Annotated in this window: 16 protein-coding genes and 3 tRNA genes; 14 read left to right on the plus strand and 5 right to left on the minus strand. The window is 49.6% G+C overall.

The window, feature by feature from the left end:
* The first annotated feature begins 381 nt into the window (after nt 1-381).
* Nucleotides 382-2,619 (plus strand): formate C-acetyltransferase, encoded by a 2,238-nt coding sequence (pflB, locus tag BQ2633_RS05065; RefSeq protein WP_075565509.1) that lies wholly within the window; start codon nt 382-384, stop codon nt 2,617-2,619.
* A gap of 145 nt (nt 2,620-2,764) precedes the next feature.
* Nucleotides 2,765-3,514 (plus strand): pyruvate formate-lyase-activating protein, encoded by a 750-nt coding sequence (gene pflA, locus BQ2633_RS05070; RefSeq protein WP_075565510.1) that lies wholly within the window; start codon nt 2,765-2,767, stop codon nt 3,512-3,514.
* A gap of 511 nt (nt 3,515-4,025) precedes the next feature.
* Here the strand turns inward: pflA and BQ2633_RS11305 are convergent.
* From BQ2633_RS11305 to BQ2633_RS05085, 3 genes are all read right to left on the minus strand, one after another.
* The gene (locus BQ2633_RS11305; protein ID WP_141700137.1) at nt 4,026-4,418 is read right to left on the minus strand and encodes a hypothetical protein; all 393 of its coding nucleotides are present in this window, start codon (nt 4,416-4,418) and stop codon (nt 4,026-4,028) included.
* 176 nt (nt 4,419-4,594) lie between these two features.
* Nucleotides 4,595-4,668, minus strand: a tRNA-Asn gene (locus BQ2633_RS05080).
* A 36-nt stretch (nt 4,669-4,704) separates the two neighbouring features.
* Nucleotides 4,705-4,781 (minus strand) — tRNA-Asn (locus BQ2633_RS05085).
* A gap of 144 nt (nt 4,782-4,925) precedes the next feature.
* Here BQ2633_RS05085 and BQ2633_RS05090 point away from each other — a divergent pair.
* From BQ2633_RS05090 to BQ2633_RS05135, 9 genes are all read left to right on the plus strand, one after another.
* The gene (locus tag BQ2633_RS05090) at nt 4,926-5,897 is read left to right on the plus strand and encodes an adenosine kinase (RefSeq protein ID WP_075565512.1); all 972 of its coding nucleotides are present in this window, start codon (nt 4,926-4,928) and stop codon (nt 5,895-5,897) included.
* A 158-nt stretch (nt 5,898-6,055) separates the two neighbouring features.
* Nucleotides 6,056-7,729 carry a S41 family peptidase gene (locus BQ2633_RS05095; protein ID WP_083234056.1) on the plus strand — a complete coding sequence of 558 codons (1,674 nt, stop codon included), beginning with the start codon at nt 6,056-6,058 and terminating at the stop codon, nt 7,727-7,729.
* A gap of 53 nt (nt 7,730-7,782) precedes the next feature.
* Complete coding sequence (gene purD / locus BQ2633_RS05100) at nt 7,783-9,048, plus strand: phosphoribosylamine--glycine ligase (protein ID WP_075565513.1); 1,266 nt, start codon at nt 7,783-7,785, stop codon at nt 9,046-9,048.
* 141 nt (nt 9,049-9,189) lie between these two features.
* Nucleotides 9,190-10,140: a hypothetical protein gene (locus BQ2633_RS05105; RefSeq protein ID WP_141700138.1), complete on the plus strand. Its 951-nt coding sequence runs from the start codon at nt 9,190-9,192 to the stop codon at nt 10,138-10,140.
* Nucleotides 10,116-10,577 (plus strand): YqaA family protein, encoded by a 462-nt coding sequence (locus BQ2633_RS05110; protein ID WP_075565515.1) that lies wholly within the window; start codon nt 10,116-10,118, stop codon nt 10,575-10,577. Before BQ2633_RS05105 ends, BQ2633_RS05110 begins: the two co-directional genes overlap by 25 nt.
* 16 nt (nt 10,578-10,593) lie before the next feature.
* Entirely contained in the window at nt 10,594-11,466 is an 873-nt protein-coding gene (locus BQ2633_RS05115) for a metal ABC transporter solute-binding protein, Zn/Mn family (protein ID WP_075565516.1), read from the plus strand.
* On the plus strand, nt 11,466-12,083 hold the full coding sequence (locus BQ2633_RS05120) for a metal ABC transporter ATP-binding protein (RefSeq protein ID WP_075565517.1): 618 nt from the start codon (nt 11,466-11,468) through the stop codon (nt 12,081-12,083). The genes BQ2633_RS05115 and BQ2633_RS05120 overlap by 1 nt, the downstream gene beginning before the upstream one ends.
* Nucleotides 12,084-12,218: 135 nt before the next feature.
* Nucleotides 12,219-12,740 (plus strand): outer membrane beta-barrel protein, encoded by a 522-nt coding sequence (locus BQ2633_RS05125; RefSeq protein WP_075565520.1) that lies wholly within the window; start codon nt 12,219-12,221, stop codon nt 12,738-12,740.
* A gap of 159 nt (nt 12,741-12,899) precedes the next feature.
* On the plus strand, nt 12,900-14,960 hold the full coding sequence (locus BQ2633_RS05135) for a ComEA family DNA-binding protein (protein ID WP_075565524.1): 2,061 nt from the start codon (nt 12,900-12,902) through the stop codon (nt 14,958-14,960).
* An 880-nt stretch (nt 14,961-15,840) separates the two neighbouring features.
* Here the strand turns inward: BQ2633_RS05135 and BQ2633_RS05145 are convergent.
* Nucleotides 15,841-15,922 (minus strand) — tRNA-Leu (locus BQ2633_RS05145).
* A gap of 168 nt (nt 15,923-16,090) precedes the next feature.
* Here BQ2633_RS05145 and BQ2633_RS05150 point away from each other — a divergent pair.
* Nucleotides 16,091-17,161, plus strand: a complete 1,071-nt coding sequence (locus tag BQ2633_RS05150; RefSeq protein ID WP_075565528.1) for a mannose-1-phosphate guanylyltransferase — start codon at nt 16,091-16,093, stop codon at nt 17,159-17,161.
* A gap of 146 nt (nt 17,162-17,307) precedes the next feature.
* Here BQ2633_RS05150 and BQ2633_RS05155 read toward each other — a convergent pair whose 3' ends face one another.
* Nucleotides 17,308-19,953 carry a DNA gyrase/topoisomerase IV subunit A gene (locus tag BQ2633_RS05155; protein ID WP_075567213.1) on the minus strand — a complete coding sequence of 882 codons (2,646 nt, stop codon included), beginning with the start codon at nt 19,951-19,953 and terminating at the stop codon, nt 17,308-17,310.
* Nucleotides 19,954-20,285: 332 nt separating this feature from the next.
* Between BQ2633_RS05155 and BQ2633_RS05160 the strand changes: the two genes are divergently transcribed.
* Both BQ2633_RS05160 and BQ2633_RS05165 read left to right on the plus strand, forming a co-directional pair.
* Nucleotides 20,286-21,266, plus strand: a complete 981-nt coding sequence (locus tag BQ2633_RS05160) for a lysophospholipid acyltransferase family protein (RefSeq protein WP_346048213.1) — start codon at nt 20,286-20,288, stop codon at nt 21,264-21,266.
* Between the two features lie 74 nt (nt 21,267-21,340).
* Nucleotides 21,341-22,537: a glycosyltransferase gene (locus BQ2633_RS05165; protein WP_075565531.1), complete on the plus strand. Its 1,197-nt coding sequence runs from the start codon at nt 21,341-21,343 to the stop codon at nt 22,535-22,537.
* Nucleotides 22,538-22,624: the final 87 nt, after the last annotated feature.

Here is a 22,624-nt window from a genome sequence, read left to right on the forward strand (position 1 = left end):
TATAGATGTTACAATTTGGAGGTGAAAGAAATTTTGCGCGCCGTTTTTTGCGCACGCACCCCCTATTTTGCGCATCCATGAGTACAATCCAGCCTCTTAACACTATTTTTATTGCAGTTTCTCTACGAAATACTTGCATGATATAGGGATAAAATCGTATTTTTGTGTCGTCTGAGATAAATAACCCGCGATGGATCTCCATCAGCAGTGCAGAAACAGACCTAACAGCAGTGTAAAAATGCAGCACTTGTCTGCATATTCTTTCAGGTTAACCGCCTTCTTTTCTCAGAAAAACTGGCGTTTACTCTTCACTACTGTCCATCTCTTCCACTACTGAGGGAGGTCATCTCAACCAAACAATCACTCCAAACAACAACCATCATGAAACTGACCGATATTGCAGGTAGCTTCGAAGGTAACATCTGGAAGCGCGAAGTAAACGTACGCGACTTCATCCAGTACAACTACACTCCCTATGAAGGCGACGACAGCTTCCTCGCCCCCGCTACAGAGAACACGCTCGCCCTTTGGGACAAATTGAGCGAAATGTTCAAGGTAGAACGCGAGAAGGGTCTCTACGACGTAGAAACTCGTCTTCCCCAAAGCGTAACCACCTATGGTGCTGGCTACATCGACAAGGATAAGGAAGTCGTAGTAGGTCTCCAAACCGATGCTCCCCTCAAGCGCGGTATCTTCCCCAAGGGCGGTGTGCGCATGGTAGAAAATGCACTCAACGCTTATGGCTACGAGTTGGATCCATGGACTAAGGAAATCTTCACCAAGTATCGCAAGACTCACAACGAAGGTGTGTTCTCGGCTTACACTTCCGACATCCGCCGTTGCCGCAACAGCCACGTCATCACTGGTTTGCCCGACGCTTATGGTCGTGGTCGTATCATCGGTGACTACCGTCGTGTTGCTCTCTATGGTGTAGACAACCTCATCGCTGACAAGCAAGCTTATCTCAATCGTCTCGAAATCCAAGAGATGAACGACAAGACGATTCAGCTCCGCGAAGAAACTACTGAGCAAATCAATGCTTTGAAGGAACTCATCAAGCTCGGTGAAGCTTATGGTTTCGATCTCTCTCGTCCTGCTGAAAACGCTCGCGAAGCAGTACAATACGTATATCTCGCTTACCTCGCTGCCATCAAGGACCAAGATGGTGCTGCTATGTCTATCGGTCGTGTGTCTACTTTCTTGGACATCTTCATCGAACGCGACATCAAGGCTGGTAAGCTCTCTGAAGTAGAAGCTCAAGAACTCATCGACCAGTTCGTGATGAAGCTCCGCATCGTGCGCTTCCTCCGCACTCCTGAGTACAACGCTCTCTTCTCTGGTGACCCTGTATGGGTGACTGAATCTATCGGTGGTATGGGCATGGACGGCCGCACCATGGTTACCAAGACCAGCTTCCGTATCCTCCACACCCTCACCAACCTCGGACCTGCCCCCGAACCAAACCTCACTGTGCTTTGGTCTACTCGCCTTCCTGAAAACTGGAAGAAGTACTGCGCTAAGATGTCTATCGCTACCTCTGCTATCCAGTATGAAAACGACGACCTCATGCGTCCTGACTACGGTGATGACTACGGTATCGCATGCTGCGTATCTCCTATGCGCATCGGTAAGCAAATGCAGTTCTTCGGTGCTCGCGCCAACCTTGCTAAGTGCCTTCTCTATGCCATCAACGGTGGTGTCGATGAACTCAACGGCAAGCAAATCTCTCCCCTCTTCCCTGCTATCACTAGCGAATACCTCGATTTCGATGAGGTAATGGCTAAGTTCGAGCAAATGATGAGCTGGTTGGCTCGCGTTTACTGCAACGCCCTCCGCATCATCCACTACATGCACGACAAGTATAGCTACGAAGCACTCGAAATGGCTCTCCACGATGGCGACATCATTCGCACTCGTGCCAGCGGTATCGCAGGTATCTCCATCGTTGCCGACTCACTCGCTGCCATCAAGTTTGGTAAGGTGCGCGTGATCCGTGACGAACGCGGTCTTGCAGTAGGTTTCGAACAAGAAGGTTCTTACGTGCCTTTCGGTAACAACGACGAAGCTACTGACGAACTCGCTGTGATGATCACCGAGAAGTTCATGAACTACATGCGTCAGCACGACACATACCGCGATTCTATCGCCACACAGTCATTGCTCACCATCACTTCTAATGTGGTTTATGGTAAGCACACTGGTGCTACTCCTTGCGGTCGTCCTTCTGGTGTGCCTTTCGCTCCTGGTGCTAACCCCATGAACGGTCGCGACACTAAGGGTGCTGTTGCTTCTCTCGCTTCTGTAGCGAAGTTGCCTTTCCAACACTCTCACGACGGTATCTCTTACACTTGGGCTATCTCTCCTGCCACTCTCGGTAAGGACGAAGCGAGCCGCGAAGCTAACCTCGTGAACCTCATGGACGGTTACTTCACTCCCGACGGTGGTCAACACCTCAATGTGAATGTATTTGACCGCGATCTTCTCTATGATGCAATGGAGCATCCCGAGAAGTATCCTCAGCTCACCATCCGCGTTTCTGGTTACGCTGTGAACTTCATCAAGCTCACTCGCGAACAACAACTCGACGTTATCTCTCGTACCATTAGCGCTAGCTGCTAATCAACATTGCGCCCTCGTTGCGCAATCCCTACGAGAACTCTCTCAGCAAGACACTCATCGCTGCGGCTTGCCCCGGCATTGGGTGTCTTGCCCTTTTTGAGCATAGCCTCAATCCTTCCACACTTTTTCATCCTATTTCCTCATCATGAGTACACCTTCTCCCATCATTGGACGCATACACTCTCTCGAATCCATGGGCACTGTAGATGGTCCTGGCATCCGTTTTGTCACCTTCCTACAAGGGTGCCCCATGCGTTGCCAATTTTGCCACAATCCCGACACTTGGGAAATTGCTGCCAAAACCAAATACGAGATGACCCCAGAAGAACTCATGAGAGAGGTGCGAAAATACAAAAACTTCATTCGCACCGGAGGAGTCACTTGCACAGGCGGAGAACCCTTGGTGCAAGCTGAGTTTGTGGAAGCTTATTTCAAACTTTGTCACGAAGAGGGAATCCACACCGCGCTCGACACAGCGGGTTCTGTATGGAACGAAGCAGCGCGCCGTGCAGCAGCCGAAGCCGACCTCATTCTCTTCGATGTTAAAACCGTGGACGACAGCATCCACAAAGAATACATCGGTGTGACGCGTCAAAACAATGCTCGCTTTTTGGACTATCTCCAAGAAATTGGCAAACCCATTTGGTTGCGTCACGTGGTGGTGCCAGGCATCACCGATAGAGACGACCGTCTGCATGCCGTGGCAGAATATCTAGAGCCCTACACCGTGATTGAGCGTGTGGAAGTGCTGCCTTATCACGTGATGGGGTCGTACAAATATCAGGAGATGGGTCTGAAATATCCACTTGAAGGTGTAGACCCACTCTCTAAAGAGCGTAAGGAGAATGCTCAACGCATCTTTGCCGAACACCTCCCCAACATCACAATTCTCTAGTCAGCCTCCTTTCGATCTTTCTCTCTTTCTAGAATCAATGCTCATCTGCGCAGTCCTTCAGGGCTACGCAGATTTTTTTGCGCCCCTATTTTATATGGGAGGATAAGAGGCGAAAGTGAGAAAAAATCAAAGAAAAGTGCACTTTTTTCTTTAGAAGCACCAGATTATGCAAACTAAACCTTACAATAAAGCACGATACACCTAAAAAAAAGCAGCATTCAAAGTGATGAAAATAATCAAGAAGGCGCTACTACCCTCTCCTGTACAAGCGACTCACTTCAAATGAAGAAAAATAAAGGGTGAGTTTCCTCGCGTACGCGCGCGCATTACCAGCAAACATACACTTTTTGCTTTCACAACCTTCACCGATGGGCGTTGAGTTTTCATAAAAAAGACTTGCAAACCACACTATTTCGCCCCCAAATACGATACCTATCGTTGCCTCTACCAGACGGACTTTCATGCACTTTTGAAGAACGCCGTTCCTAATACTCTCGCATGGCATTGTATTTCAGTAGACTACACCCATTTTTGTGAAGGTTGTGAAAGCAAAAAGTGCAAAAATGTAGGGTGTGCGCGCACGCGCACGCGCGAGAGAGGTGGAAAAGACGAAAATCTGGAGCACGATAAAACACTCCTCTGAAGTGAGATTCATACTTCTCCAAGCATCCAATAAAAACATCGGACGTTTTCCAAAAAACGTTGGACTTTTTCCAAAAAACGTGGGAGATAATTTTAAGAACGTGGGAGATAAATTCTTGAATGTGCGACTATCGTTATGGGCACTTCTAGATAAGTAGAATTTTAGGTGGATAATAGAAGTTTGTATTTGAATGGCAAACTCATCAAAGAAGAAACGCAGAAAGCGACCTTTTGGACTGCCAATAACAATATTTTTTCGCATTCTGAGTTTTGGATAGGTACCACCTATCCCGGAAGTCCTGCCACTGTATGGTAAAATGTGACGTGATACTTTCAAAGAGGTATCACGTCACATTAGTTTCAGTGTAGTTGTGTCTAAGATGATTGGGTGATGATTACAAAAAAAACGCGCAACACTCTTTCGAATGTTGCGCGTTGCGCTTCAGGATGGGCTTGAACCAACGACCCCCTGATTAACAGTCAGGTGCTCTAACCAACTGAGCTACTGAAGCAGGTGTCTTTTTATTTTACTACCGCAGACTTGGTAGTGGCGCTTCAGGATGGGCTTGAACCAACGACCCCCTGATTAACAGTCAGGTGCTCTAACCAACTGAGCTACTGAAGCAGGTCTTTTGCGAAGAGAAAACTGGAGTTTTATTGGCACGAAACCTTGAAAAGTGCGTCCTTATTTCTCGTTTGCAGTGCAAAAGTAGTACTTTATTTCGAATTAAGCACTATCTTTGCAGAGAAAATTTCAAGAAAAAATTGCATGAAGAAAATTTTAGGCGTAGGAAATGCTCTAGTTGACGCCCTCTATAAAATAGATAACGAAAATATAATCAAGCAATTAGGGGTATCGATAGATGGCATGACGCTGATAGATGCTGACCGTAGAAAAAAAATCGTGGAACAGCTCAAAAATGTGCCTTTTGAGTGTCGAACAGGTGGTTCGGCAAGCAATGCGGTGCATTGTGTCGCTGCTCTGGGAGGTGATGCTAGTTTCATCGGTCGCACGGGTAAGGACGACAATGGCAAGTTTTATGCAGAGTCGTGTGCCGAGGCTGGTGTGAAGCCCCTTACCACTATTTCAGAAGATATTCCCACCGGTGTTGCCACCACCTTCATTCTTCCCGATGGACGTCGCACTTTTGCTACTTATCTTGGGGCAGCGGCAACCGTAAGTGCTGAGGATTTGCACGAAGACGACTTTGCGGCTGTCGACTACATGTTTATTGAAGGCTATTTGGTGCAAAATCATGGACTGATCTTGCGTGCTGTGGAATTGGCGCAGCGCAATGGCGTGAAGGTGTGTCTGGATTTGGCATCGTGGAACATTGTGGAAGAAGAGCGTGCTTTCTTTGCTGAACTCTTGCCTAAGATTGACATCGTCTTTGCTAATGAAGAAGAAGCTCAAGCCATGACGGGGGCAACTGGGGCTGCTGCTGCCGAGTGGTTGGCACGCACTTGTGCCATTGCCGTGGTGAAATGCGGAGCCGATGGAGCCGTTGCGGTGGCAGGCGACAAAAAGGTAAGCGTCGCTGCTGAGCGCGTGGCAAAGGTGGAAGACACCACTGGTGCAGGTGATTTCTTTGCTGGTGGATTCCTCTATGAGCATGCGAAAGGTGCTTCGTTGGAGCACTGTTTGCAGATGGGTGCACGCTGTGCAGCTGCGGTGATCCAAGTGATGGGGACGCAGTTGTCCACTGAAACCTGGGCCGAATTGCGCCAAAACAGAGCATAGAAGTGGCAAGCGCAAGGGGAAGTGTCGAAAAAACTCTATTTTCAAAGCCTCACTGCACAGCTATTTCTCAAAAAGGCCGTAACTTTGTAGTCACACACGTGCGTGCGCGAAAGCAAATTCGCCAATGCCTCGTGACGTGGGTGCAGAACCGACACAAAATGATCAAAAGAATTTTTCTCTTTATAACCCTCCTCTTCGGATTCGGGGCGCAGATTTCACTCCAAGCGCAGGAGTCTGACAATTTCAAAACCACAAAGGCTTTGGACATTTTCAATGCGCTCTACGAAGAATTGGAACTAAACTACGTAGATACGCTCGATGCGGAGCAGGTGACGGGTGATGCTATCCGCTATATGCTCAATTGCCTTGACCCCTACACCGAATTTTACAAAGCTTCTCGCACCGATGAACTGAAAACCCTCACCACCGGAAAGTATGCCGGCATAGGGTCGCCGATTCGCTACCACAAAGGGAGCGATCGCTGCGTCTTTGACGGACCTTATGTGGGAATGCCTGCTCAGACAGCAGGTTTGCGCACTGGTGATATCATCATGAAAATCAATGATAAAGAGGTGGGGGTCTGTGGAAAACAAGCAAAATCGGACTATTCTAGCAAGATTTCCAACCAACTGCGTGGAGAAGCTGGCACGTCGCTGACCGTCACCGTGAAGCGTCCGATGCACGAGAAGTTGTTGCGCTTCCGATTGAAGCGACAGTTGATCAAACAACCTTCGGTGCCCTTTGCGCAACTTTTGCCCAACCATGTGGGATATGTGGTGATGACGGGCTATCGCGACGATACGACTCATGATTTGCGCCAAGCCATTGAACAACTAAAAACGCAGGGAGCACAACGTCTGGTGCTGGATTTGCGCGGCAATGGTGGCGGACTGATGAATCAGGCTGTAGATGTGGTGAATCTTTTCATCCCCAAAGGCAAAAAGGTGCTAGAGATGCGCGGAAAGGATCCCGAACAGAATGCCATTCTCAAAACCAAACAGGCTCCGCTCGATGCAGACATCCCCATGGTGGTGTTGGTGAATTACGGCACTGCCTCGGCTGCTGAAATCACTTCGGGTACGCTGCAAGATTATGACCGCGCAGTGATTGTGGGACAGCGCACCTATGGTAAGGGACTTGTGCAGTCGCAACGAGAATTGCCTTACAACACGATGCTCAAACTCACCACGGCAAAGTATTACATCCCCTCTGGACGCTGTGTGCAGGCTTATGATTTCAAAAATCGTGGCGCTGATGGACAACCTAAGCACTTGCCCGATTCGCTCTGCAAAACTTTCAAGACGAGCAACGGTCGCTTGGTGAAAGATGGTGGTGGCATCACCCCCGATGTGGCTGTGACCCCCGATTCGCTGCCTGACATGCTCGATGATCTTGCTCTCTCTGAGGAGTTTTTCGACTATGTGGTGAAATACCTCAACACCCATCGCGAATTGGCACCTGCAGCGTCATTCAATATCTCTGATGCAGATTTCCAAGATTTCCTATCTTTCATGGAAAAAAGTTCCTTCACCTACAACACGCAGACGAAGCGCATGCTGGATTATCTGAAGAAATGGGCAGACTATGAGGGATATAGCGACAGCATTCAGACCGAGTTGAAAGCATTGTCCACGAAACTTGCTCCAAACGTGGCAGCCGACTTGCGTCGCTGGCAGAAGGAGGTGCGCGAATTGTTGGAATACGCGATCGTTTCCTCGCACTATGGGCTGCAAGGTGCTTATGCTTACAAACTGCGCAATGATAAAGAATTGACGCTCTCTACAGAGATTTTACTCGATAAAGACCGATACCACAAGTTGTTGCGCAAATAAACGCAATCTCTCATTCCTCATTTATACATTCATCTCACAACACCCCTCCTCTCATGAAGATCCTTCTCCTTGGTTCCGGTGGTCGCGAACACGCACTTGCCTGGAAAATCGCCCAAAGTCCTAAAGTTGAGCAACTTTTCATTGCACCAGGCAACGCTGGCACGTCCAGTGTAGGCGAAAACGTGGACATCGCTGCCACAGATTTTGATGCCCTTGCAGACTTCGTCGTGAAGCAGCAAGTGGACATGGTGGTTGTCGGTCCGGAAGATCCATTGGTGAAGGGTATCTACGATGATTTCCTCTCTCGCTCGGCTACGGCACACATCCCTGTCATTGGTCCTTCAAAGGCAGGCGCAGTGCTCGAAGGTTCAAAGGACTTTGCCAAAGCCTTTATGCAACGTCACGGCATTCCCACCGCAGCTTATCAAACCTTCGATGGCACACAAGTGGAAGCTGGTTGCGAATTTTTGGCAACACTCTCCGCTCCCTATGTGTTGAAGGCCGACGGTCTCTGTGCTGGTAAGGGTGTGCTCATCCTCCCCACGCTCGAAGAAGCTCAAAAAGCACTCAGAGAAATGCTCGGCGGTCAGTTTGGCAATGCTTCAAGTCGCGTGTTGATTGAAGAATTCTTGTCTGGCATCGAATGCTCTGTGTTTGTGCTCACCGACGGAGAGCACTATAAGATTCTCCCCGAGGCAAAAGACTACAAGCGCATTGGAGAAGGCGACACCGGACTCAACACCGGTGGCATGGGTTCGGTGACTCCCGTCCCCTTCGCTACGCCAGAGTGGATGGCACGAGTGGAGCGCGAAATCATTCGTCCCACTGTAGAAGGTTTGCGCTCAGAGGGGATTGTCTACAAAGGCTTCATCTTCTTCGGACTCATCAACTGCGACGGACAACCCAAGGTGATTGAATACAACTGCCGCATGGGTGACCCCGAAACCGAAAGTGTGATGCTCCGTATCAAGAGCGATTTGGTAGACCTCCTCGAAGGTGTAGCAGAAGGCAATCTCGATCAACGTGAAATCACCTTTGACGAACGTGCAGCTATCTGCGTGATGTGCGTGAGCGGTGGCTATCCCGAGGCTTACGACAAAGGATTCCCCATCTCAAACGCTGAAGTAGAAGGAAGTGTAGTCTTCCATGCTGGTACGACGCTCAAAGACGGACAACTCGTCACTGCTGGCGGTCGTGTCATCGCTGTGAGCTCTTACGGAGCCACTCGCGAAGAAGCACTTGCCAAGTCGATGCGTGGTGCCGAACAAATCCAATTTGAGAAGAAGTATTTCCGTCGCGACATTGGATTTGATTTGTAAATCCTTTTCCGCAACAGAATATACTGAGCAGTTATTCGGATTTTCAGTGAATTTTCTCGGAAGCTCCTTGTGATTTCTCGGAAGCTCCTTGCAGCTCTGATAATTCCACTACTCGACAGCCCCTCCCCCCTAATCCTTCCCATGCGCTCACAGTCATTTCGCATTCGCGTTTCAGAAAGCATGATTTCTCTACCGATATTGGTAGTGCTTGCTTCCGTCATCTGGATGATTCCCGACATCCAGAGTGTAGCGTTGTGGGGAGGATTGGCGGCAGTAGGAATGATGACTTACGTCATGATAGCGTGGAACACGCAGTATCAGCTCATACGTGTGCGATCGCGCATGATCAGTATCTCATTCCTCTATGTCTATCTTGCGTTTCCTCAGCTCCATGCTCTAGGAATTCACTTCTTTCCTGCGGCTTGTTTGCTCGGTGCCTACTTCCTGCTTTTCCGCACTTATGGAGTTTATGCACCGCAAGGCTACTTTTTTCACGTATTCTTCCTCGTTGGATTGGGAAGTGTTGCGTTTCCTCCGCTTTTATTGCTGGTGCCGTTTCTCTTCTTCTCCTCCGAACGTCATCTTCGTGCGCTCACCAGCAAATCCGCTATGGCAGCATTACTAGGATTGTCGCTACCTTATTGGTTGTTGCTCCCAGTTTTTCTGTTTGCGCGCGAATGGTTAGCTCCTTATCTTGCGATATGGGATTTCAGTCAACTGACTGCATTGCCAGATTTCAGCCACGTTCCCCTCTCGCAGTGGGTGGGGAGTGGACTTTTCTTTTTCATCAGCGTGGTGAGTTTGGTGCATTTCTTGCGCACCGCCTACAATGATAAAATCCGCACGCGCCAATACTACTATCTCCTCCTATTGCAAGTGCTGCCACTGGCGTTGATTCATTTCGCTTTGCCGCAGCATTTCAACACCACTTTGCCGTTATGTTTGGTTACACTTGCCCCTTTGGTCGGACACTACTTTGCGCTTGCCAAAGGTCGCGGCATGAATCTGTGGTTCATCCTTTGGCTGCTTCTCTTTCTCCTACTTGGCATTGCCAACTACCTTGATTTATGGACGTTATTATCCACTTTTTGATTGAACACGGGCTTTGGGGCATGTTTATCGCCGCCTTCTTTGCCGGTAGCATCCTACCTCTAGCCTCTGAAGTTGTGTTGTCTGCACTAGTTGCAGCGGGAGTAGCCCCTTTAGAACTGCTTATCGTTAGTACCATTGGCAACACCCTCGGTTCTGCCACCAACTACGGCATCGGACGTCTCGGACGTGAAGACATGATAGAGCGTTATCTTCGCGTCAATTCACAAGCGTTAGAGCGTGGCAAACGCTATGTTCATCGTTTTGGATATTGGGGAGGGCTCCTTTCTTGGATACCCATCCTTGGATCTCTCATCACCATCGCCCTCGGTTATTTGAGAGTAAACTTGCCTCTCACCCTCCTCATGCTCACTTTAGGTAAATTTCTCCGCTATTGTTTGGTGATTATCGCCACCGAAGGAGTACAATCTTTTTTGTAAATCTACCCCTTGGTTTATGCGTTTCAGACTCCACCACTTCTTTCTCCTACTTTTGCCCTTCCTCTTTGGTTCTTGTCGTGACGTGGTTAGCGATCGCCCCGTCATCACGGTGAGCATCGAACCTTTGCGCTACTTTGTGCAAAGCATTGGAGGCGAAAAATTCCAAGTCAACACCCTCGTTCCTGCCGGAGCGAGTCCAGAAACCTACGAGCTCACTCCCCAACAAGTGGTGCAAACCAGCGACAGCCGCGCCTATTTCTGCATCGGCACGCTTGGATTTGAACAAGCACGTTTGCAAAAGCTCACAGAAAATGCCCCTAACCTATTGGTCGTCAACAGCTCCGATAGCATTGCCCTCCTTCAAGACGACCATAGTCACAGTCATCCTCAGGGGCATATCGAAGGCATTGATCTACACACTTGGATCTCAGCTACCTCGGGCAAGCAAATTGCTCACAATGTGTTGCGTGCTCTCTGCCAAGTAGACAGTGCCAATGCCGAGTTTTATCAGCATCGCCACGACAGTTTGGTGCAACACATCGATTCGATAGATGGAGAAATCCGTCAAATCCTCCGTCCACTCGCCCATCGCACCTTTATGATCTACCATCCCGCTTTGGGATACTTCGCTCGTGACTACGGCCTCCAGCAAGTCGCGGTAGAACAAGATGGTCGTGAACCCTCTGCCGACCGTATGCAGCAACTCATCCTGCAAGCGCAGCGCAACAATGTGCAAGTGATTTTCATCCAAGAAGAGCATGCAGGCCGTGCCGCACGTCGCATCGCCGAAAGCACAGGCGCACGCATCGTCAGCATCGCCCCCCTTTCTGTCGAGTGGGACAAACAAATGCTCCACATCGCTCGAACCCTCGTACAGCCTCCTCAGTAATGTCCACCCTCATCACCCTCAGCGACGTCAGTTTCTCCTACGATCGTCGTCGCGACATCCTCTCCCACTTCTCACTCTCCATCGAAGAGCGAGATTTCATCGTTTTGCGTGGAAAGAACGGTGGGGGAAAAACCTCCCTTCTCAAAATCATCAGCGGCCTGCTCACCCCCACGAGCGGCAAAATCCGTCGTGCAGAAGGACTCACCACGGGCTATCTTCCTCAGCATCGCAGCATCGACCGTCAATTCCCCATCACCGTCTTTCAGACCGTGCGCAGTGGGTTGCAATGCAGCATGCCTTGGTGGAAACCCTTCGGAGCATCGGAGCGCGCCACGACCCTTTCCACCCTCGAGTCGCTCAATCTCATTGAACTTGCCGACCGTCCCATCGACTCCCTGAGCGGAGGTCAATGGCAACGCACCCTTTTGGCACGCGCCTTGGTGAGTTCGCCGCAGTTATTGCTCCTCGATGAGCCAGACACCCACCTCGATTCGACCACGCGTCAAGAACTCTATGACACGCTACTCAAAGAGCACCAAAATCGTGCAATAGTGGTGGTGAGTCACGATGCTCATTTCCCCCTTCCAGAGGGCGCACGTATGTTAGAAATCGGATAAATAAGTCCTGTAAAGCATAATCTGTGTACAGAAAGACGTGATATTCAAAAAGTTTTACTATATTTGCAGCACCCACCCAGCCCTTTGCGGAGGTGGGTGCGCTTTTATTTCGAATCATCCAACATAAGTTATCAGATGAAAAAAACTCTACTTTTCGCTGCTCTGCTTGCATTCGCTGTGCAAGGTCAGGCTCAACGCACCACTCGTAATGCCTCTTACGATGTAACCAACTCAAAGGCATTGGGTGTCAACCTCCTTTTGGGTACTAACAACAGCAACTTTGGTGTCGGTGCTAAGTATCAGCACTTCATCACGGACAACATCCGTCTCGAAGGTTCGTTTGGCTACTATTTCCCTTCAAATGGCATTTACGCTTGGGATATCAATGCCAACGCACACTACGTGTTCCGCCTTTCACCTAAGTTTGCCGTATATCCCCTCGTTGGTTTCTCTTACGCAAACTGGGGTCTTAAGCTCGGCATTCTCGATAACACCACAGTTTACAATCATGAAGGTACTCTTGGTGCTAACTTCGGTGGTGGTGTGCAATACTTCCTCACTGACAATGTGTTTGTAAATGCTGAAGCACGCCAACAAGTGCTTTCAAGCAACTACTCACAAGCTAATCTCTCTGTCGGTATTGCTGCTCGTTTCTAAGCAACTACTTCTTTCCACATTTGCTTCGCGCACCCTTCTTTCTCGCTCATCGCTGCGCGAAAGAAGGGTGCGCTTATTTTGCCTGGCACAATTCTAGTTCGTAAAGACGCCATTTCCTCCCTTACCTCTGATATCTCCTTTATTAACCGCGCTCTGACTATGAAAGCCCTCCTTCTCATTTTAGGATTATGCTGCACGCTTCTCCTGCCTGCACAGACCATCGTGCGCGGAATGCCCCTTCTTTCTTGGGATCAATTTGTGGAAGAATATCTCGAAAGCCGAGGGGTGGATGAGGATAGCCCTTCCCCCATCGACCGCGGGGGCACGACGCTCGACTTTCTCGAAGATCAGCATCAGCATCCCCTCAACATCAACCTTGCCACACGCCAACAACTCCTCGATCTCTCCTTGCTCACTGCAGCGCAGGTGGACTCATTGTTGGCTTATCGTAGTCGCTTGCGCGCCTTTGCTTCCCCCTCCGAGCTCATGATGGTGCATGGCATAGAGGCGCAGCAGCTGCGCTGGCTCAGTCTTTTTGTTGAAGTGGGAGACACCTTGCGTGCGCAGCCCGATTGGCGACAACAGTGGCAGGCAGCACGCCACACTCTCGAATATCGTGCCCAGTTGCCCCTTCCCCGTTCGCCTTTGTTTGGTGGTAATCTTCGTCATCCCGTCGATGAAAAGCACCGCTTTCTCGGACTCCCTTGGAGCAACACACTCCGCTATCGCGTGCAGTCGCGCGAACCGTGGAGAGCTGGCCTCACCTTCGATCACGACATCGGAGAACCGTTTGCCGCCTATCGCAATCTGCCCTTTGATCATACCTCCTTCTTTATCGAAAAACACAACATCTCGGCTCAGCGCCAAATCATCTTGGGCGACTATCATGTCCAGTTTGCCCAAGGACTCCTCATTGGACATCGTTTTGGCAGCTTCATTCAACCTTATTTTATAGATCTTCCGCGACATCTCACGCGCATCACCCCCAACACCTCCACCGATGAGACGCATTATCTGCGCGGAGCAGCCTGGCAACAACAAACGGGACATTGGCAATGGACAGCCTTTGCGAGTTATCGCGCATTGGATGCGAGTTTTGAAGACGGAGAGGTGAAGTCTATCTATGAAAACGGCTACCACCGCAATCGACTAGAGCTCTCCCATCGCAGCACATTAGGGCACTATCAACTAGGGGCGCATGCTGCGTGGAAACAGCCACAAACTGAATGGGGTGTTGGCATTTTGGGGAATCACTTTTCTCAGCCTTTTCCAGAAAACAAAACCGCGCGCGGTGTGCCCTCTCCCATGGTCGGAAACAATGCGTTGGCGATGAGTGTGGACTTTGCCCACTATGCGCGCCGATGGAGTCTGCAAAGCGAGGGAACACTAGATGCGTCTGGAGGAACTGCCTTTGCTGCCTTCTTGCGCTGTCAACTCACTGCGTCCGACATCCTGCTGCTCCAACTGCGACACTTCAGTGGGCACAACATTGCGCCTTCTGCTCGCACCTTTCAACAGGGCAGCAAAGTGCAAAATGAAATGGGGCTGCTTCTTGGCTACGAAACTGCGCGCTGGCGCAAACTCCACTGGCAAAGTTTTGCCCAGATCTACCACCATCCTCTTCCCACTTGGCGCGCTTCCGCTCCGTCTTCCGGACTGGTGCTACAAACTCTCTTCACCTACGCTCCGCATCGTGCGGAACAGTGGGCTTTGCGCTATCGCCTCACGTCAAAGCAACAAACCATTCCACAGCATGCACCTCTGCTGCAGTGGGTGATGCGTCAGTCGCTCCGCCTACAACATCAGTATAGCTCTGGAGCGTGGATGTGGCAGACCAACCTTGATGGTGCCATGACGCGACAGCAAGTTTCGAGCACTCCCCACCTTGGGGCAATGCTTTCGCTGCGTCTGCGCTATGCTCCCCAGACTGTTTGGCACGCCTCTGCCTTTGTGGGGGTGTTTTCTGCTGAGCGTTTTGACGCGCGACTCTTTGTCTACCAACCGCAACTGCCAAGCACCGGAGCTTTTCCGAGTTTTTATGGAAAAGGTTGTTCCGGAGTGGCTGTCGCGTCGTGGACCCCATCTCGCGCTTGGGCGCTCTCTGCTCGTCTTGCGCTGACCCACCACTGGAGTCGCCCACTTTCATCCAACACTTCAGGCTTCGATGCTGCTCCCACTTTGTCGTTGCATGGAGGACTGTGGTTGCGCTATCGTTTTTGACCACCTCTATTTTCTTAGTACTTCAATTTCTGTTGTACCGAAGGGGATAAACGGACAGGACAAAGTTCTTTAGGGAAATGTTGGTTGTGAGTATAGGATACCTTGTGTGGTTTTCTATAGAATCTTGTAGAACGCTCAAATTACGTGGGAGATATTCAAAAAAATCTCCGACGTTTTGAGAAAAATCTCCGACGTTTTTGGGAAAAAGTCCAACGTTTTTTGGAAAACGTCCGACATTTTAGTTAGCTTCTCGGAGGAAATCTGTTCTCACTTCCGAGAACCATTTTGAGTGCTCCAGATTTTCGTCTTTTGCACCTCTCTCGCGCGTGCGCGTGTGCGCGCACACCCTACATTTTTGCACTTTTTGCTTTCACAACCTTCACAAAAACGGGTGTAGTCTACTGAAATACAACGCAATGCGAGGGTATTAGGAACGATGTTCTTCAAATGAGCACCAAAGTCCGTCTGGTAGAGGCTATGAAAGGTGCCATATTGGAGGGCGAAAGAGTGTGGTTTGTCAGTCAATTTTATGGAAACTCAATGCCCATCGGTGAAGGTTGTGAAAGCAAAAAGTGTATGTTTGCTGGTAATGCGCGCGCGTATGCGAGGAAACTCGGAGCTCAAGCAAGTACTTATTTTCTCTATTTTCGCGCCAGAAGCACGAAAACAAGAAAAACACATTAAGCACACCCCAAATCTCCCCCGAAAACCTCGCTAAACCCGCCACAAAGCTAAAAGAGCTTAAGAAACAGAATATCGAAACATTCTTTACGATAAAAAGCGACTGAATTAACCTCCTTCAACCCACATATAGAAGGGTGCCATGAGGGTAGGCACAACAAAAAACCACCCTACAACTTTCGTTGAAGAGTGGTTATCGTACTCCGAGCCGGGGTCGAACCGGCACAGGTTTCCCTATCGGTGTTTGAGACCGACGCGTCTACCGATTCCGCCATCGGAGCATCATTCAGCACTTGTAGTGCGAACGTGATGCAAAAGTACTACTTTTTTATCTATCCACCAAACCTTTACACGAAAAACTTTATCACACCATGTATTTCTCCCTTATTCTCTTCGTTATTTCATGCTTTATCGTTATATTCGCTGTACTCAATTTACATCATTTTTCCATGAGAACTCACGATTATTGCATCATACTGGCAGGCGGTCAAGGTCGTCGATTGTGGCCCGTGAGCCGCGCTCAACACCCCAAACAGTTCATCGACTTCTTCGGGGTGGGACGCACGCTCTTGCAGCTGACTTTCGACCGCATCGCACGCTTCATTCCCCTTCAAAATATCTACGTTTCTACCTTCACAGACTATGTGCCATTGGTAAAAACGCAACTTCCCGAACTCGAAGACGCTCAAATTTTGGCAGAACCTGCCCAGTTGTCCACGGCACCAGCCGCAGCTTGGGCATCGTGGTACATCAGTCAGCGCGATCCCGAAGCCTGCATTGTGGCTTCGCCTGCCGACCAGTTCATCACCAACGAGGCTGCCTTTGAGCAAGAATTATTGCAGGGTTTGGACTATGTGCGTGAACATCCTCAGTTTTTGGCGATGAGCGTCAAAGCCACCACTCCCAACACGGCTTATGGCTACCTACAAAAGGGCAATAGCATCGACCAAAAACGCTTCATGCGTAAATCCTTCACCGAAAAACCACCAATTGAATTTGCTAAGACCTTCGTGTCGAGCGGCGAATTCTTGTGGAACACAGGGCTTTTCCTCTGGCACGTGCAAACGATGGCGAGCCACGTGCCTCAACTCCTACCCGGCATCGGGCTGAGCGCGGTGGAGTTCTCAGAAAAGGAAGCCAAGCTGGCACTTCAACGCTACTACCCTGCTGCGGAATACAACAGCATTGACGCTGTGCTCCTCGATCGCGACTTGCCCACAGTGGTGCAAGAATGCTCTTTCGGATGGCGCGATGTGGGTTCATGGCCCGTGATGAAGGAGGTACAAGACACAGATGCTGATGGCAACGCCACCGTGGGTGGTGCTGGTGTGATTTTCCAAGGCACGAGCCACACTTTGGTGCATCTGCCGCAAGGCATCGGCGCTGTGGTGCGCGGACTCGAGGGCTATGTGGTGGCACTCGAGGGCAATATGCTCATGATTACACCGACCGACGAACCTGCTCACACGCGACAACTTGCCGACGCTGCCCAACTTCGTCTAGGACAAGAGTTTGGATAATGACCGATTTGGGATTATTGTTTGGTGCGACGGCTCCTCCCTTCCATAGAAGAGCAGGAAAATAGCCCCTTAGCCTCAAAACATAAAGTGACCGCTGAAACTCATGAGTTTCAGCGGTCACTCTATTTAAGAGAGCGCGGGGGTAACTAAAATCCCAACTTGAGTTGCCCCGTCAGGTCGTCCATGATGTCCGTCTCCGTTTGTGCAGGGGTAGGAGCATCTTGTTGCAATTCATCGTCCTCCTCCGCAGAATCATTTGTCTCAGCCGGAGGTTCGGGGAATCGAGTGGGCTCGAGCTGCTCCACCTTCGCCACATTAAAGGTCGTCACGCGCTTACCTTTCGCCTTGAATCCTTTCACAGCAATAAACTCTTCTGCATCCACCACAAGGGGTTCGCGGAAATCGTCGGGAGCCGCAAAGCTCACTTGGAAACGTGGGAAGGCTTGGTCGGTGAGTGCCACAAACTTGCAGTTGGGGTTGTCGCCCATGAAGTTTTGGTGACGCGTCTGCGAGGCACGTTCAAAATTGAATCTCTTGATGTAGAGATTATTGTCATTGTCCGCATCATAGAGCACAGCCGTCCACACCTTGGTTTCGTCGAACTTTTCCACACGCATGAGCCCAGTGCTCTCGTAGTGATTGTTGGGGTCGAAATTGGTCGTGTAGAAATCGCCATTATCGAGCACCACAAGCACCAAGTCGTCGCTGTGGAATTCGCCCAAATAGTCGCCACGCTCGTCGAAGTTGAGACGTTGCACATCGTGATCAAACCACACCTTGCGCCCTCCCAATGTGGAGGCACCATGAGATTTGAGCGTGATTTTGTGCACATCAAGTCGCGTGAGAAGATTACCACGCGAACCGCGACCTTTGACAGCCAATTCACTGAAGCTCTTTTCAAAAAAGATGCGACGCAGTTTGGGATTGGGTTTCAAAGTCACCTTAATTACTTCGGCTTCTCCATTCGGATTGGCAGTGAAATAGTGGATTTTGGATCCTGGCGTGCCTTGGGTGACATCATACTCGCGATCGTGGGTGATGCTCGTCACGTTAAATCGCTTGACATAGTAGGCACCGTCTTTTCCATCGCGATAAGCCACATTATAAACTGTGCGCTGGTCGTTCTTCTTGAAGACCGCAATGTGTACAATCTCGGCTTTCTTCTTCTCAGCTTTGGAGCGTTCTGTCTCACCGATGTACACCTTCTCAGCCACTCGCGTCACCTTGTAAGTACCATCACGATAGAAGATGATGACGTCGTCGATGTTGGAGCAATTCTCCACAAACTCATCCTTCTTCAGAGAGGTTCCCATGAAGCCATCGGCACGGTTCACATAGAGTTTCTCGTTGGCTTCCACCACTTTGGCAGCTTCGATGGTGTCGAACGAGCGAATCTCCGTACGGCGGGGGTGTTCGGCTGCATAACGGTCGTAAATGGTGGTGAACCAATCGATGGTGACCTCCGTGAGATGCGCGAGATCGTGCTCTATCTGCGCCAGTTCTGCCTTGATGCGGGCAATGAGTTCATCCGCCTTGGCTTTGTTGAACTTGAGGATGCGTGCCATCTTGATTTCCAAGAGACGCAAGAGGTCTTCGCGCACCACTTCGCGCACGAAATCAGCCTTAAAGGGTTCGAGACGGCTGTCGATGTGCGCTAAAGCAGCATCGATGTTCGCCGCATTCTCGTAGGCTTTATCCTTATAAATGCGTTCGTCGATGAAGATGCGCTCGAGCGACGCAAACATCATGCTTTCGAGGAGTTCTGCACGGCGGATTTCGAGTTCGCGCTTCAAGAGAGCCTTGGTGTTTTCCACATTGCTCTTGAGCACTTCTTTGACGGTGACGAATCGGGGAGTGTCTTTGTCGATGATGCAGCAGTTGGGCGAGATGCTCACTTCGCAGTCGGTGAAGGCATAGAGCGCATCGAGGGTCTTATCGCTCGACACACCGGGTGCGAGGTGAATGAGAATCTCCACATTCTCAGCAGTGAAGTCTTGGATTTGGCGGATTTTGATGCGTCCTTTGTCAGCTGCCTTCTTGATGCTTTCGCAGAGGCTATCGACTGTCTTACCATAAGGTAGCTCGGTGATGGCAATGGTTTTGCTATCACGTTTTTCCACAAGTGCGCGCACCTTGACCGCTCCTCCTCGAAGTCCATCATTATAGCGAGAAACGTCGATGAGACCACCAGTTTGGAAGTCGGGATAGAGGGTGAAATCCTCACCTTTCAGGTAGGAAATGGCAGCTTGGCAGAGTTCGCCAAAGTTGTGGGGCAAGATTTTTGCACTCAATCCCACCGCAATACCTTCTGCTCCTTGCGCCAAAAGAAGGGGGAACTTCACGGGCAAGGCAACTGGTTCTTTGTTACGTCCGTCGTAGGAGAGTTTCCACTCTGTAGTTTTAGGATTGAACAATACATCGAGGGCAAACTTGGTGAGTCGTCCTTCGATGTAACGCGGAGCAGCAGCCTCATCTCCCGTGAGGATATTTCCCCACGAACCTTGGCAATCGATGAGGAGATTTTGACGTCCCATCTGGGTGAGAGCATCTACGATAGAGGCATCACCGTGGGGGTGAAATTTCATGGTTTCACCAGCAATGTTTGCCACCTTGTTGTAGCGACCATCGTCCATGCGCTTCATGGTGTGAAGGATGCGACGCTGCACAGGTTTGAGACCATCGTAGAGATGCGGCACAGCACGCTCCAAAATCACATAGGAAGCATAGTCTAGAAACCAGTTTTGGTACATCCCGGTGAGAGGGTGCACATTCACTGTTTCATCTTGTTTCATCTCTGCTGGGTCAAAATCCACGGCGACTTCCGCGTCTTCCGAGTGGAGCGCGGTGTTGGTGTCTTCTGCTGTGGCGTTGGGCTCAGCGTTAGGGCATTGCATTGCGTCGTTAATGGGCTGTTCTTCCTGCATCGTTAGTGGTTATCGTTTCGTCGTTGGAGATAAGGGCATTCTGCCTCTAGGCAAAGTTACTGATTTTTCGGGAGATGCCAGGAATTTTACCACGGCTTTATCGTATTTTAGTTAGGATTCCGCTGTTTAGCCTCTTGTGGAGCGGGAAATTAGCGGTGTGAACCCAAGGGAGTTCGGAGAAAATGCTTAACTTTGCACTCGTGCAACGATTACTCCCTCTCTGCCGTGCACTCTGGTGGCTTTGCTCACTATTGCCGCTCCGACTGCACTATTTTTTTGCCGATGTGCTAATTTTTCCGCTGGTGTTTCATGTGTTGAAATATCGGCGCGCACTCGTGCAACGTCAATTGGCTGAGGCTTTCCCTACGCGGTCTGCGGAAGAACGTGCCCAGATAGAGCGCGATTTCTACCACTGGTTTGCCGACTATGTCGTGGAAACGCTCAAACTGATGTCAATTTCGCGCAAGGAGCTCTACCGCCGTATGGATTTTGTCAATCTTCATGAGGTGCTTCGGGAGTTGCGCAATGGAGAGCATCAATTTGTGTTTCTCTATCTGGGACACTTTGGCAACTGGGAATGGGTTTCCTCACTTCCGCTTTGGAGCGATGGGGGCATCCATTTCGGACAAATTTACCATCCTCTCCACAGTCCGCTCATGGACGAGCTTTTCTTACACGTTCGCGGTAGAATGGGGGCTACAAATATCGCGATGAAAGAGACGCTTCGCACGATTTTATCGTGGAAGAAAAACGAAGAGAAGGGGATGATTGGTTTTATTTCGGATCAATCTCCGAAGTGGGAAGCGATGCACCATTGGTGCGATTTTCTGCACCACGAGACTTCCTTCTTCACGGGTGCGGAAAAGATTGGACAAAAAGTGGGTGCACGCTACTATTATCTGGACATCACTCGTCCCCACCGCGGAGAATATCGCGCTGAACTCATAGAATTGAAGGCTGGTTTCCAAGATAGCTCTGAAATAAACGGAGCGGATGAAGCAAACGGAGCAGATGACGCGAAGACCGCAACGCCTTCGCCCTTCCCTATCACCGATGCTTATGTACAAGCCTTAGAAGCGAGTATCGAAGCGCATCCTCACCTCTGGCTCTGGACACACAACCGCTGGAAACGTACCAAGAAGGAGTGGGATGAGCGTCAGAGAAAGAATACAACTCAGTGAACCTTGGGTTTACGAAACACCACAATGATAGATGAGTTTTTCGGATTCATCACAACTTTATAACATCATCTAGTATGATAAAAACGCCTGTTGCTTTTTTCTTTAATGCCGAGTTTCCCGGCGGTGGTACCGGAAAGATTTGTCTTGATATTGTGGAACAGCTGGCGGCTTATGGGCATCCCATCACTTTATATTGTTACAAGGCCCCCACCACTCGTGGTTCTTTGGATTATGAGGTGATAGAAATCCCCCATAAACCCAACCAGAAGATGAGAAAAACAGAAGCAGAAGCTCTGCCATTTCTCATCAAATCGCTCAGAGAACGCAATATACAACTTTGTTTTATCCCAGGTTTTTACTATCGCTACACGAAAGAACTACGTGAAGCGTCTGGTTGTAAAATCATCTATAGTCTACACAGCATTCCTTTCTGGGAAAGTATTGCAAAAATCAGCAAACTGAAGGCGTTGGCTTTGACAAGTCCTGGTCGTATGCTGCGCTGGATGTTTCACGATTTCTGGAAAATACACGTTTTTCAGGTCTACAAGAAAAGACAATTTCGCCGCTACCTCACTCGTCTTCACGAAGTTGATGCTTACACTGTGCTCTGCGAGGGATATCGAAAAACATTATTGGATACATTTTCTTTTGACAAGACGTTGAAAGAGAAAATCAAGGTGTTGCACAATGGCAGTAAACTCGTGGCGTCTCCGTCGTCTCAGAAAGACAAAGTGATTTTATTTGTGGGACGCATTGAATTTGCGGACAAACGTCCTGAAAGACTATTACAGGTGTGGGAAAAAGCATATCAGCAACTCCCAGATTGGGAACTCAAATTTGTGGGGGACGGACCTTTCCGTAAGAACTTGGAAATTCTCGCTCAGAAACTTGCATTGCCGCGCATTACTTTTGAAGGCTATAAAGAGGATGCTACGCCATACATGGATAAAGCAGCCATTTTATGTCTGACTTCCACCTTTGAAGGATGGCCACTCGTGATTACTGAGGCGCAAATGTGCGGAGTAGTGCCCATGGGGTTTGATGTTTGCGATGGAATGCGCGAACAAATGGCGCCTCAATGGGAGAATGGGGTTATCATTCCTCCTTTCGACATTGACGCTTTTGCAGCAGCTTTGGTGAAACTGGCACAAAACCATGAGTTACGAGAAAGAATGAGCGAAAGCGTGCGTACTCAAGCGGCTCGTTACTCTCTTGAAGCTGCAGCAAAGGAATATGAACAACTGATTGAACAACTCACAATCAGTCGATAAAGAGCAAGTTTCTTAGAGAAACCAACAACACTCTTGCAATATCCAGTGATTTTGCAAGAGTGTTGTTTTATATTGGGAGATATTCTT

The organism is Ihuprevotella massiliensis (assembly GCA_900095835.1).
Lineage (GTDB): Bacteria > Bacteroidota > Bacteroidia > Bacteroidales > Bacteroidaceae > Alloprevotella > Alloprevotella massiliensis.

What these genes read in the sequence shown, in the direction of transcription:
- BQ2633_RS05165 (WP_075565531.1), top strand. Translation starts at nt 21,341, where the DNA reads ATGATAAAAACGCCTGTTGCTTTTTTCTTTAATGCCGAGTTTCCCGGC.
- BQ2633_RS05150 (WP_075565528.1), top strand. Translation starts at nt 16,091, where the DNA reads ATGAGAACTCACGATTATTGCATCATACTGGCAGGCGGTCAAGGTCGT.
- BQ2633_RS05105 (WP_141700138.1), top strand. Translation starts at nt 9,190, where the DNA reads ATGCGCTCACAGTCATTTCGCATTCGCGTTTCAGAAAGCATGATTTCT.
- BQ2633_RS05120 (WP_075565517.1), top strand. Translation starts at nt 11,466, where the DNA reads ATGTCCACCCTCATCACCCTCAGCGACGTCAGTTTCTCCTACGATCGT.
- BQ2633_RS05110 (WP_075565515.1), top strand. Translation starts at nt 10,116, where the DNA reads ATGGACGTTATTATCCACTTTTTGATTGAACACGGGCTTTGGGGCATG.
- pflB (WP_075565509.1), top strand. Translation starts at nt 382, where the DNA reads ATGAAACTGACCGATATTGCAGGTAGCTTCGAAGGTAACATCTGGAAG.
- BQ2633_RS11305 (WP_141700137.1), bottom strand. Translation starts at nt 4,418, where the DNA reads ATGCGAAAAAATATTGTTATTGGCAGTCCAAAAGGTCGCTTTCTGCGT.
- pflA (WP_075565510.1), top strand. Translation starts at nt 2,765, where the DNA reads ATGAGTACACCTTCTCCCATCATTGGACGCATACACTCTCTCGAATCC.
- BQ2633_RS05090 (WP_075565512.1), top strand. Translation starts at nt 4,926, where the DNA reads ATGAAGAAAATTTTAGGCGTAGGAAATGCTCTAGTTGACGCCCTCTAT.
- BQ2633_RS05095 (WP_083234056.1), top strand. Translation starts at nt 6,056, where the DNA reads ATGATCAAAAGAATTTTTCTCTTTATAACCCTCCTCTTCGGATTCGGG.
- BQ2633_RS05155 (WP_075567213.1), bottom strand. Translation starts at nt 19,953, where the DNA reads ATGAAACAAGATGAAACAGTGAATGTGCACCCTCTCACCGGGATGTAC.
- BQ2633_RS05135 (WP_075565524.1), top strand. Translation starts at nt 12,900, where the DNA reads ATGAAAGCCCTCCTTCTCATTTTAGGATTATGCTGCACGCTTCTCCTG.
- BQ2633_RS05125 (WP_075565520.1), top strand. Translation starts at nt 12,219, where the DNA reads ATGAAAAAAACTCTACTTTTCGCTGCTCTGCTTGCATTCGCTGTGCAA.
- BQ2633_RS05115 (WP_075565516.1), top strand. Translation starts at nt 10,594, where the DNA reads ATGCGTTTCAGACTCCACCACTTCTTTCTCCTACTTTTGCCCTTCCTC.
- purD (WP_075565513.1), top strand. Translation starts at nt 7,783, where the DNA reads ATGAAGATCCTTCTCCTTGGTTCCGGTGGTCGCGAACACGCACTTGCC.